The sequence below is a fragment of the Mesorhizobium sp. M6A.T.Cr.TU.014.01.1.1 genome, assembly GCF_004022765.1.
Lineage (GTDB): Bacteria > Pseudomonadota > Alphaproteobacteria > Rhizobiales > Rhizobiaceae > Mesorhizobium > Mesorhizobium mediterraneum.
On record NZ_RZPG01000015.1, the window covers coordinates 167,150 to 178,373 of the forward strand.

The 11,224-nt window shown below is 61.8% G+C and carries 11 protein-coding genes and 2 pseudogenes; 8 read left to right on the forward strand and 5 right to left on the reverse strand.

What is annotated here, in order from left to right:
* Nucleotides 1-3: 3 nt before the first annotated feature.
* From EN885_RS18675 to rpmB, 3 genes are all read right to left on the reverse strand, one after another.
* Complete coding sequence (locus EN885_RS18675) at nt 4-705, reverse strand: hypothetical protein (protein WP_128242937.1); 702 nt, start codon at nt 703-705, stop codon at nt 4-6.
* Between the two features lie 3 nt (nt 706-708).
* Nucleotides 709-1,389: a queuosine precursor transporter gene (locus tag EN885_RS18680; RefSeq protein ID WP_128242936.1), complete on the reverse strand. Its 681-nt coding sequence runs from the start codon at nt 1,387-1,389 to the stop codon at nt 709-711.
* Between the two features lie 81 nt (nt 1,390-1,470).
* On the reverse strand, nt 1,471-1,767 hold the full coding sequence (rpmB, locus tag EN885_RS18685) for a 50S ribosomal protein L28 (protein WP_006328411.1): 297 nt from the start codon (nt 1,765-1,767) through the stop codon (nt 1,471-1,473).
* 698 nt (nt 1,768-2,465) lie between these two features.
* Here rpmB and EN885_RS18690 point away from each other — a divergent pair.
* The 4 genes from EN885_RS18690 (at nt 2,466) to EN885_RS18705 (ending at nt 5,956) form a co-directional block, all read left to right on the forward strand.
* Complete coding sequence (locus EN885_RS18690) at nt 2,466-3,317, forward strand: hypothetical protein (protein WP_128242935.1); 852 nt, start codon at nt 2,466-2,468, stop codon at nt 3,315-3,317.
* Nucleotides 3,318-3,583: 266 nt separating this feature from the next.
* Nucleotides 3,584-4,372, forward strand: coding sequence for a DUF3108 domain-containing protein (locus tag EN885_RS18695; RefSeq protein ID WP_128242934.1), 789 nt, complete (start codon nt 3,584-3,586; stop codon nt 4,370-4,372).
* A gap of 28 nt (nt 4,373-4,400) precedes the next feature.
* Entirely contained in the window at nt 4,401-5,288 is an 888-nt protein-coding gene (locus tag EN885_RS18700) for an EamA family transporter (protein WP_128242933.1), read from the forward strand.
* Nucleotides 5,288-5,956: a lysoplasmalogenase family protein gene (locus EN885_RS18705; protein WP_128243014.1), complete on the forward strand. Its 669-nt coding sequence runs from the start codon at nt 5,288-5,290 to the stop codon at nt 5,954-5,956. The genes EN885_RS18700 and EN885_RS18705 overlap by 1 nt, the downstream gene beginning before the upstream one ends.
* Here EN885_RS18705 and EN885_RS18710 read toward each other — a convergent pair.
* On the reverse strand, nt 5,931-6,371 hold the full coding sequence (locus EN885_RS18710; protein WP_128242932.1) for a cupin domain-containing protein: 441 nt from the start codon (nt 6,369-6,371) through the stop codon (nt 5,931-5,933). The genes EN885_RS18705 and EN885_RS18710 overlap by 26 nt on opposite strands.
* A 23-nt stretch (nt 6,372-6,394) precedes the next feature.
* Nucleotides 6,395-7,162: a hydroxyacylglutathione hydrolase gene (gene gloB / locus EN885_RS18715; RefSeq protein ID WP_095485941.1), complete on the reverse strand. Its 768-nt coding sequence runs from the start codon at nt 7,160-7,162 to the stop codon at nt 6,395-6,397.
* 97 nt (nt 7,163-7,259) lie between these two features.
* On the opposite strand from gloB, the gene EN885_RS18720 reads away from it, so the two are divergent.
* The 4 genes and pseudogenes from EN885_RS18720 to EN885_RS33870 all read left to right on the forward strand — a co-directional run.
* The gene (locus EN885_RS18720) at nt 7,260-8,036 is read left to right on the forward strand and encodes a class I SAM-dependent methyltransferase (protein WP_128242931.1); all 777 of its coding nucleotides are present in this window, start codon (nt 7,260-7,262) and stop codon (nt 8,034-8,036) included.
* 119 nt (nt 8,037-8,155) lie between these two features.
* Nucleotides 8,156-9,981: pseudogene (locus tag EN885_RS18725) on the forward strand (ABC transporter ATP-binding protein/permease).
* A gap of 200 nt (nt 9,982-10,181) precedes the next feature.
* Nucleotides 10,182-10,994: a DUF1194 domain-containing protein gene (locus tag EN885_RS18730; RefSeq protein ID WP_281035148.1), complete on the forward strand. Its 813-nt coding sequence runs from the start codon at nt 10,182-10,184 to the stop codon at nt 10,992-10,994.
* Between the two features lie 108 nt (nt 10,995-11,102).
* Nucleotides 11,103-11,224, forward strand: a pseudogene (locus EN885_RS33870) (IS630 family transposase); the annotation flags it as partial.

An 11,224-nucleotide genomic window follows, 5' to 3' on the forward strand; every position in this document is an offset into this window, starting at 1 on the left:
AGTCTAAAGCTTCGCGCTGGCTGCCGCAGGCCGGAGTCCGTTGATCGCGACCCAGACGACGTGGCGCGCGCCACGCTTGCCGTTGGCGTGGACCTTGACTTCCTCGACCGCGAAGCCTGCCTGCTTGAGCCTGCGGGTAAAACCGCTGTCGGGTCCCTGCGACCAGACCGCCAGCACGCCGCCGGGCTTGAGCGCTGCTCTCGCGCTGTTCAACCCGGCTAGACTGTAAAGAGCATCGTTGGCCTTGTGGACGATTCCTTCCGGCCCGTTGTCGACGTCGAGCAGAATGGCATCCCAGGCAGAGGCTTCCGATCGCATGAGCTGCCCGACATCCGCTTCGCGAACAATCACACGCGGATCGTCGAGACAGCCGCCGAACACCGAGGCCATCGGGCCGCGCGCCCACGCCACGACGGCGGGCACCAACTCGGCAACAACGATACCGGCATCGGCGCCAAGCTCGGCAAGGGCAGCGCGCAGCGTGAAGCCCATGCCCAGCCCGCCGATCAGGATTTTCGGCTGGCTGCGGCCGGCAATCCTTTGGCAAGTCAGGCTGGCCAGCGCTTCCTCGGAGCCGCTGAGGCGGCTGTTCATCAGCTCGTTCGAGCCAAGCATGATCGAGAACTCGGCGCCGCGCCGTTTCAGGCGAAGCTCCCGGCCGCCGTCAGGCGTTTTTGCAGTGTCGAGCTGGACCCATGGGATCACTGCCTATGCCGCCAGTGCCGGCTGGCTCCAGCGGGCGGCAAGCAGCCGATAGGGGATCAGCGCCACCACGGCGATGATCAGCTTCACGCCGAGGTCGCCGAGCGCCCATGACACCCAGCGCATGGTCTCGACCGACAGCACGCCCATCAGCGGCGCGGTTTCGAGCGCGAAGCCATCGTTCGGGCCAGCGAAGGCGAAGGCCGCCGAAAAGGCGACGGTGAAGAACACGGCGGTGTCGAACACCGAGCCGACCAGCGTGCCGACGATCGGCGCGCGCCACCAGCTCTGCCGGCGCATCCGGTTGAATACGGTCACGTCGAGCAATTGCGCGATCAGGAACGCGGCGCCGGAAGCCGCCGCAATGCGCACCAGCCGGTCGGCGGCCGTCTCGAATTCGATCAGGCCGTGGCGGAACAGCAAGGGCGGGATGAGGATCGAGCAGATCACCGCCGCCATGAAGCCGACAAAGACGATCCGGCGCGCCACGGCCGGGCCGTAGCGGCGATTGGCAAGGTCGGTGACCAAGAACGAGAAGGGATAGGTGAAGGCGCCCCAGGTCAAAATGTCGGCCAGCGACAGGCCGCCGATCGCACCTTGCACCGGAAACTGCACGAGGATGTTCGACGCCACCACGACAAGCGCCATGGCCGCAACAAAGGGCAGATATCGGGAGAAAAAACTCATTTTTTTATCCTGGGTAATGGAACCAGCGGGGTGTCATACCGAGTTCGGACGACACTCCTTGGAAGGCAGCCGCCTGAAAAATTAAGCGGCCGGCTGTTCGGCCAGCTTCTTGGCGATCTGCTTCTTCAGCAGGCGGGCGCGCTGCGACAACTCCTTGGCGTCGGCCTTGGCCAGGAACGCATCAAGGCCGCCGCGATGCTCGACCGAACGCAGCGCGTTGGCGGAAATGCGCAGGCGCACATTCTGGTTCAGCGCTTCCGAGATCAGCGTCACATTGACGAGATTCGGCAGGAAGCGACGCTTGGTCTTATTGTTGGCGTGGCTCACATTGTTGCCGGACATGACTGCCTTGGCAGTGAGTTCGCAGGTACGGGACATGGTTCTAAACCTTCAGTTCTCGGTCTGGCCAAACCTTTGAGCCCGCGCCGGGTGGCGCGCGGTTTCGGTCAGGCGGCCTTATGGAAAAGTTGGCGTTCCTTAGTTGCATTTCGCCGATGCGTCAAGCTCCGGCTTGCTGACGACATATGAGACGGGAGCACTCTCAACTGGGCAGGCTTGGAGATGCTAGACGGTACGTATGGGCGAGATGACAGCCTGCAAGGCATCAGCGGCTAACCTTCTGGAAGTTGATCTGAGTGAAAAGGATGTCGCGTATGCTTATCTGGTCAAATGCTGGCTTCGCTTTGAGGAGAAAGGCGACCATTTGCAGCAAGCTCTAATGAGTACTTTTTCTGGGCGTCACTGTCACGCTCCATGCTAACGATCAGGACTGGTGCAGTGTTTTTTATCTAATTTAATTTAGATGGCTTTAGCTAATACATGCAATGACCAACGAGCGCCCCTACGAAGAAGGGGATGTCTTACGAGTGTTTTAGCCGCGAATGGGCTTATGAGGTAGTACACATCCACGATGACGCGTCCGACGCGATTTGACGATAATCTGCGATCCCTGAACCGCAGAAAACGCTGCAGGGGTCCTTTACGATATTCTCCGTCCATGGCCGTTGCTATGAAACACAGATTTGTTGACGGTTCAGGGGTCATCTGAGTCTCCAAGGTGCAGGTGTTTTGCAAAGATGAAACAGAGAAATCAGCGCGGGGCGCTAAGGATTGTCCTGTTAGCATCATTGTTTACGATTCTGGTTTCAACCGTAGCTCACGATAAGCCATATAATCCAGCCGACAGGGCTGTACACGAAAGTTATCGGGCTAATACCGAAAATATCGAAGAAGCCAGCGACGGCCTGCAAGAGCGCTCCAGCGACGATACAGAGCACTGCAACGATACCAGCGCCCGGAATGGGCCAGATATCTGCGCCCAATGGTCCGCAGCTCATGCCGCACAGGAAAGCGCGCAGGCTAGCTGGCAGACACTCTATGTAAGTGCAGCTGGCTTGGCTCTTTTGCTTTTGACCTTGATCCCCACTGCCGGCGCGGCTTTGGCTGCTGAACGAGCCGCTCGGGGACTCGTCAATTCTGAGCGTCCGCACGTCAGACTCTTTGTAACCGCTAAGACCAAGAAAAAGGATGGCACCATTATTGCCACCAATGGAGTCACTTTTAGAAACTACGGACGCACTCCGGCTTTGGTTAAGAAGCTGAGCATTTCCTATACTTTGGCCGACAGTCCCCCCGACCCAAAAAACTGCCCCTTCGAGAGAAGGTATCCCGACGATTCCATTATACCACAAGATGAACCGTGGCCTTTTAAGGGCTGGATTCCTCAGTTTGAGGGCCGCAGCTTGGGTGACCTGATTGGAGAGCATCGCGCGACCGGTCAGCGCCTCTTCGTGTACGGCAAGATCACGTACAAAGACGCGTTTGGCAAAGAGCGTGTGACCGCCTTCTGTCGCGAGTTCAACGGCAGAAATTTCACTTACAATCGTACAGACGTAAACGATCAGAAAAATTTAAACTACGCGACTTGAAGGCCATTGGCTGAACGTCCCACGGATTTCGACCTTGGCCGGCCCGAGGAACAGGCCCGGCATCGAAGCGCTTGACGGCGAAATTGGGTGCCAGGCCTAGGTGAGCTTGTCGAACTGAATGCCGGCTCGCAGAAGAAGGCATCGTTGGGCAACGCTGTGACGGCGCCTTTCACATAAAGGCCGGAATTCAGCCTATAAGCGGTCGCACAGGGACATGCCAGGCCGGAGTTGCCATCTCCGGTCAAAAATCGAGGACCGATCCCGCCATGCTTCGTTCGTCTCATGCTCTCCTTGCCTCGCTTGCCGTGGCGCTGCCGACGGCAACGTCTGCCGCCACGCCGCAATCCTTCAAGGGCGAGTATACGGTGTCGATCCTCGGCCTCTCTGTGGCGAAGGCAATCTTTTCCAGCAGTTACCAAGGCGACACCTATTCGATCGATGGCAGCGTCTCCAGCGCCGGCCTCGCCACAATGTTCGACGACACGCGTGGCACGATCTCATCAAAGGGCAAGATTTTGGGCAAGCGATTGCAGCCGCAGGCGTTCCGCGCCGACTACAAGTCGGGCGAGAAGGCGTCGATGATCGATATACAGTTCGCCAATGGCACTGTTACCGCGACAAAGGTCGTGCCGGCGCCGAAGAAGCGCAATCCGAAGAATTGGATACCGCTGGGCGCCAGCGATCTCGCCTCGGTGCTCGATCCGATGGCCGCCACCGTGATCCATGCCGATAGTCTCGACGAGGTTTGCGGGCGCACGGTGAAACTCTACGACGGCGAGATGCGCGCCGATCTGACGTTGACCTACGATTCGAAGGGCTCGACCTCGGTGCGCGGCTACAAGGGCGATACCGTCACTTGCAGGATGGGTTTTGAGCCAGTGGCGGGTTATCGCAAGAACCGCAAGGCATTGAATTACCTGAAAAAGCGCAGCCGCATCATGGTGACGTTTGCGCCGCTTGGCCAAACCGGCGTATATGCGCCGATCCACGCCGCGGTCACGACGAAAATCGGCACTCTCACCGTCAGCGCGGAGCGGTTCGAAGCAACAGAATAGGCGCGATCGCGCGCCGCCGGAGACGGACATGGGGCGCGCAACACTGATCGGCTTCTCGGCGGTCGCCATGTGGGCGCTGCTGGCGCTGCTTACGGACGCTTCCGGCGCGGTGCCGCCGTTCCTGCTCTCGGCGATCACCTTCACGATCGGCACCGGCGTCGGGCTCGTCGCGCGGCTATTCATGCCGGCCGCCGACAGGAGCGAGAAGATACCGCGCCGAGTGTGGGTGATCGGCATTGCCGGCCTGTTCGGCTATCATTTCTTCTACTTCACCGCGCTGCGCAACGCGCCGGCGGTGGAGGCGAGCCTCATCGCCTATCTATGGCCGCTGCTGATTGTGCTCGGGTCGGCGCTGATGCCGGGCGAGCGGCTGGCCTGGAACCACGTCGTCGGCGCGCTGCTCGGTCTCGCCGGCACTTTCCTGATCGTCACCAAGGGCGGCGGGCTTGCCTTCGACGCACATTATGCCTTCGGCTATGCGATGGCCGGCATCTGCGCCGTGCTGTGGTCGTCCTATTCGCTGTTGTCGCGGCGCTTCCCGTCGGTGCCTACAAGCATCGTCACCTGGTTCTGTGCGGCTACCGCAGCGCTTTCGCTTATCTGCCATCTCATGCTGGAAGAGACGGTGCTGCCCGTCGGCGCCGGCCAGTGGCTGGCCGTGCTCGGCCTCGGGCTGATGCCGGTGGGCGCGGCCTTCTACGCCTGGGATATCGGCGTCAAGCGCGGCAACATCCAGGTGCTTGGCGCGGCGAGCTATGCCGCGCCGCTGCTGTCGACGCTGGTGCTGATATCAGCCGGTTTCGCCGAGCCGTCCTTGCGCATCCTCGCTGCCTGCGTGCTGATCACCGGCGGGGCAGCCCTTGCGGCGAAATCGCTGTTCTTACGCAAGCAGGCAACGAGCGAGGCCGGGGCGTGATGCCGTTTCCCGGCGGCATCGACGCCAACGCCAATGCGACGCTGCTGTTTTCGCTGGTGGCGGCCGTGATCTACGCCTTCACCATCGACATGTCACCAACGCTGGCGCGCTCGGCGGCAAAGACGCTGGCCGTGGCGATGCTTGCCGTGCTGGCATCGCTGCAGGGCGGTCCCTGGTTGCTCGTCGCGGCGCTGGCGCTCAGCGCCACCGGCGATGCATTCCTGTCGCGCGACGCTGATAAGGCTTTTCTCGGCGGGCTGGCCAGTTTTCTCGTTGCGCATGGGCTTTACATCGCGCTGTTCCTGCGTTCCGGCGGTGGGATCGGGCTGCTCTCGGCCGAGCCGTGGCGTGCGGCGATTGCCGTGGTAATGATCGTGTTCGCGCTCGCCATGCTTTTTGCGCTCTGGCGCCGCGTCGGTCCCGCCTTGCGCCTTCCCGTCAGCGTCTATATCGCGGCAATGCTTGCTATGGGGATTTCAGCACTCACCCTGAGCAATTTCTGGGTTATCAGCGGCGCCGTGCTATTCATGGCGTCCGACGGGTTGCTCGCCTCGGAAAAGTACCTGCTGTCCGCCATCTCGCCGCACCGCGCCTGGATGCGCTACGCGGTCTGGGCGCTGTATTACGCCGCCCAGCTGGGGATCACTCTGGGTTTCCTGCTGGGTTAGGACTCCAGCCTGGTGCGGCCAGTTCGAAGGCCGCGAAATCGAAGCCCGGCGCCACGGTGCAGCCGACCAGCGTCCATTCGCCCAGGCTGCGTGCCGACTGCCACCAGCCTGCCGGCACGACGATCTGCGGCCGCTCGCCCGCCGCCAGTGCCGCGCCGAGCACCTGCTCGACCACCGGCCCGTCTTCCTCATGCATCGACAGCGCCAGCGGGTCGCCGGCATAGAAGTGCCAGACCTCGGCCGCGTCCTTGACCCGGTGCCAGGCCGACAGTTGATCTTGCTCCAGCAGGAAATAAATTGCGGTCGAATGGCCGCGCGCGCCTTCTGCGCCATCGCGGAAGGTCTCGGCATACCAGCCGCCTTCCGGATGCGGTTTCAGGCCAAGCGTTGCGATGATTTCGGCGGAGGTGGTCATGCTTTCCAGACCATCAATGGCGCTCAGAAATTGTCCTTGCGCTTGCGTATCTCGGCGAACACTTCGACGTCGGAGGCTTTCTCCATGCCGAGATGCTTGCGGATTGCTGGATCGTGCCAGCGCAGGAACGGATTGGTCGACAATTCCTCGCCGATCGTCGTCGGCAGCGTCGGCTTGCCATCGGCGCGCAGCGCCTCGATTTTCGCAGCGCGCTCCTTCAACGCCGAATTGGTCGGGTCGACGGTCAGCGCGAAGCGGGCGTTGGAAAGCGTGTATTCATGGCCGCAATAGACGACCGTCTCGGCCGGAAGTGCCGCGAGCTTCTTTAGCGAATCGTACATCACCGGCGGCTTGCATTCGAACAGCCGGCCGCAGCCGAGCGCGAACAGCGTGTCGGCGGTGAACGCCACTTTCGACGCCGGCAGATGATAGGAGACATGGCCTGCCGTGTGGCCGGGCGTGGCGATCACGTCGATCCTCTCCTCGCCGAGGTGGATGACCGAGCCTTGCTCGACGGTTTCGTCGATGCCGGGGATCTTGGCCTTTTCTGCCTCCGGTCCGACGATGCGCAGCTTGAAGCGTTCCTTCAGCGCCAGATTGGCTTCGACATGGTCGACATGGTGATGGGTGGTCAGGATCATCGTCGGCGTCCAGCCGGTACGCTCAATCGCAGCCAGGATCGGCGCCTCCTCCGGCGCGTCGATAATCGCGGTCTGGCCGCTTTTGGGGTCGTGCACCAGCACACCGAAATTGTCGCTGCGGCACATGAACTGTTCGATTTCGACCGGCATCGCATCTCTCCTTTATCGCCGCAGACATAGGGCGCTTGTCCGCGGATGTCATCCGCCTTTGTTGAACTTGGACTGCATCGAAGATACCGTCCCGCGCATGCATTCCGATATCGTCGATCTCCGCTCTTTCTATTCGACCACGCTCGGGCGATTGGCCGAACGCTCGATCACCATGGCGTTGTCCTCGATATGGGCTGTCGTGCCCAATGAGCGGCTTGTTGGCCTTGGCTACACCTTGCCGTGGCTGGAGCGATTCGGCACCGACGCAGAGCGGGTCTTTGCTTTCATGCCGGCGACGCAAGGCGCGGTGGTCTGGCCTGCCACGGGGCCGACCGCGACCGCGCTGGTCTTCGATGAGGAATTGCCGCTGGTCGATGCCTCCATCGACCGTATGCTGCTCGTCCATTCACTCGAACATGCCGAGAACCCGCGCGAGACGCTAAACGAAATCTGGCGGGTGCTGTCGCCCGCCGGCCGCGTCGTCATCGTCGTGCCAAACCGGCGCGGTGTCTGGGCCCGTTTCGAGCATACGCCGTTCGGCAGCGGCCGGCCTTTCTCGCGCGGCCAGCTCACCGAATTGCTGCGCGAAGCAAACTTCACGCCCGCCGCTTGGTCCGATGCCCTGTTTTTCCCGCCATCGCGGCGACGCTTCATGATGCAGCTCCACAACGTGCTGGAGCGCGCCGGCCGCAGGCTCTGGCCGATCTTTTCCGGCGTCATCGTGGTCGAGGCGCAGAAGCGGCTCTATCAGGGCGTGCCGGTCGCCCAGCGCGCGTCTCGTCGCGTCTTCGTACCGGTTTTCTCCCCGCATGGCGCCACAAGGCTCGGCCGGATATCGCGGACCGGGAACGCATCGTTGCCGGTCCGTCGATGACATTTTCGTGATCGGAATCGTGCTTTTTCTCACCTATCTGTCGGGGGCGAGCTCGCTACCCGATTGAGTCGACATGTTCACCGGTTTCAGCACCGCTTCCGAATCCAAGGACTTCCCCAATGGCTGATCATCCGGATGTCGAGGCCAAAACCAAGCCGATTGCCGCGTCGATCGAGGCCAGCAGCCTGCGCGACCAACTGGCGACAATCAAGCTGGCGCTGGGTACCTCGCCGATCCGCAAACAACTGCTCTGGGCCAGCATCGGCATAGTTGCCGTCATTGTGGCAACCTCGATCGGGCAGGTGCTGCTCAATCGCTGGAACGAGCCCTTCTACGACGCGCTGGCGCGGCGCGACATGCAGGGTTTTCTGCACCAGCTTATGATCTTTGCCGCCATCGCCGGCGGGCTTGTGGTGCTCAATGTCGGCCAGACCTGGCTCGACCAGATGATTCGGCTGAAGCTGCGTGAGGCGTTGACCCTCGATCTGATCGGTGAATGGATGCGGCCGGCGCGCGCCTTCCGGCTAGCCAACGCCGGCGCCATCGGCGTCAATCCCGACCAGCGCCTGCAGCAGGATGCCGGGCATCTCTCCGATCTTTCTACCGGTCTCGGCATAGGGCTATTGCAGTCGTTTATTCTGCTTGTTTCCTTCGTCGGCGTCTTATGGTCGCTGTCTTCGGGTTTCGTCTTCCATATCGGCGGCTATTCGCTGGCCATGCCGGGCTACATGGTGTGGGCCGCGATCCTCTATGCCGGCACCGCCTCCTGGCTGAGCTGGCTGGTCGGACGGCCGCTCATCCGCTTCAACAGCGACCGCTATACGCGTGAAGCGGAGCTGCGCTCGTCGGTGGTCCGCGTCAACGAGAATGTCGATGCCATCGCGCTTGCGCACGGCGAGGCCGACGCGAGACGACGGCTGGAGTTCGACCTTGGCACGGTGCTGGGCGCGATGCGGCGTATCTACAGCGCCCAGATCAATCTTTCCTGGGTGACCGATACCTATGGCTGGATCACTGTCGTCGCGCCGATCCTCGTCGCCTCGCCGGTCTATTTCGCCGGCGATATCAGCTTCGGCGGGCTGATGATGGCTGTCGGCGCCTTCAACCAGGTGCATTCCTCGTTGCGCTGGTTTATCAACAATATCGGCGGTATCGCCGATTGGCGCGCCACGCTGATGCGCGTCGCCGATTTCCGCATCGCGCTTGTTGAAACGGATGTGCTGCACGACGCCGAAGAACGCATCACGATCGGCGAAAACCCGAATGGCAGGCTGACATTCGAGAAACTCGAGATTGCGTCGCGGGATGGATGTACGAAGCTCGCCGAGGCCCATGTCGAAATCCGCGCCGGCGAGCGCGTCATGATTACCGGAGATCCGCGCGCCGGCAAGACGCTGTTCTTTCGCGCGATTGCCGGCCTGTGGCCGTGGGGAAGCGGACGGATCGGCATGCCGGCCGGAGACGTGCCCGCCTTCGTCCCCCGCAAGCCCTATTTCCCGCTCGGCACACTGCGCGAGGTGCTCGACCACGCCAATGCCGCTGTCAGCGATGCCGAGATCTCGGCGGTGCTTGCCGACGTCGGTCTCGAGCGTCTGTCGTCCTCACTCGACCGCTCCGCGCGCTGGGAGCGTGAATTGAGCGATGACGAGCAGCGCCTGCTTGCCTTTGCCCGGCTGGTCCTGCGGCAGCCGAAATGGGTGATCATCGACGAGGCTTTGGACACGTTCGATGGCGCGACGCTGAGGCGGGTGCTGTCGATGCTGGAGGCGCGTCTTGCCGACGCCGCGATCCTCAATATCGGCCGTGGCCAGCATAACAGTGAATTCTTTCCGCGCTCATTGGCGATCGTGAAAGACGTCGGCCGACCAGCTCTCAAGCCAGTCCATGTCAGGCCGGCGCGATCGAGCCACCCCCGGCCGTCGCCGCAGCCTACCAAGAGACATAGCCGGCTATGCGCAGCCAAGCTTTATTTCGCCGCGATCGCAGCGAAAGATTGCCGATATCGTTCGGAGGTCTGCGGCGTTGAACCCACGCTTGACGTGCTTAAAGCGCGTCCCGTTGAAGAGATTCATGCGACACGCTTTAAGTCTTTGTTTCTATGCATGTCGTTACCCCAGAACCGCTGCGCACTCTTGGGCGACATGCATTAGCCTGCTTGCCTGCCTTGCCTGCGCCCAGGCAGCACCACTGGCCGCGCCTGCCGATACCATTGCCGTGGACGTCGAACTGGTGCTGGCGGTCGACATTTCGCACTCGATGGACGAAAGGGAATTCGCCCTGCAGCGCGCCGGCTATGTCGAGGCGCTGCGCCACCCCGACTTCATCAAGGCGGTACGCTCGGGTGTGAAGGGCCGCATCGCGCTCGCCTATTTCGAATGGGCAGGCACCGTTCGCGACGATGCGCTCATTGCCTGGCAGGTCATCGACAACGCCGAGAGCGCCAGCGCTTTTGCCGACAAGATCGAGGCCCGCCCGTTCAGGAGCTTTCGCGGCACCTCGATTTCCGGTGCGCTCGCCTTCGGCGCGAAGCTTCTCGGTGGAACCGCTTTCGACGCGACACGCAGGGTGATCGACATTTCAGGCGATGGCCCCAACAACATCGGCATGCCCGTCACCACGACACGCGACGCCGCGGTGGCAAACGGCATCGTCATCAACGGCCTGCCGATCCTGATCAGCCCATCGCCCAGCTTCAGCCATCTCGACCAATACTATGCCGAGTGCGTTACCGGCGGACCCGGCTCTTTCGTGCTGCCGGTCTATGCCGCTTCCGAATTCGTGACCGCCATACGCCGCAAGTTGGTCCTAGAGGTCAGCGGTGTTGCCGACCCTTGGGCCGATCCCAAGGCCGGTCTCGGGACGATCCGGATCGACGCGGCGACACCGGTCGACTGTTTGCAAGGCGAGCGCGGCCGGCGGCTTTTCTCCGATCCGTATTTTCCGGAACTTAACCGATGAGCCTCTGGTTGGCTCTAGAGCGGTTCACGGCTTGATGGAATCGAAGGGGATTCCAGATTTGTGGGTTTTGTGATTCAAGATGCTGGCTGGAGTGGAGGCCAGCATCTGATGACTCGACCCCTTTCCAATGATCTTCGCGAGCGGGTGGTGGCGGCGGTTTTGAGTGGTGAAAGCCGCCGGTCTGCCGCCAAACGGTTCGGCATTTCGGCTTCGGCGGCGGTGAAGCTGTT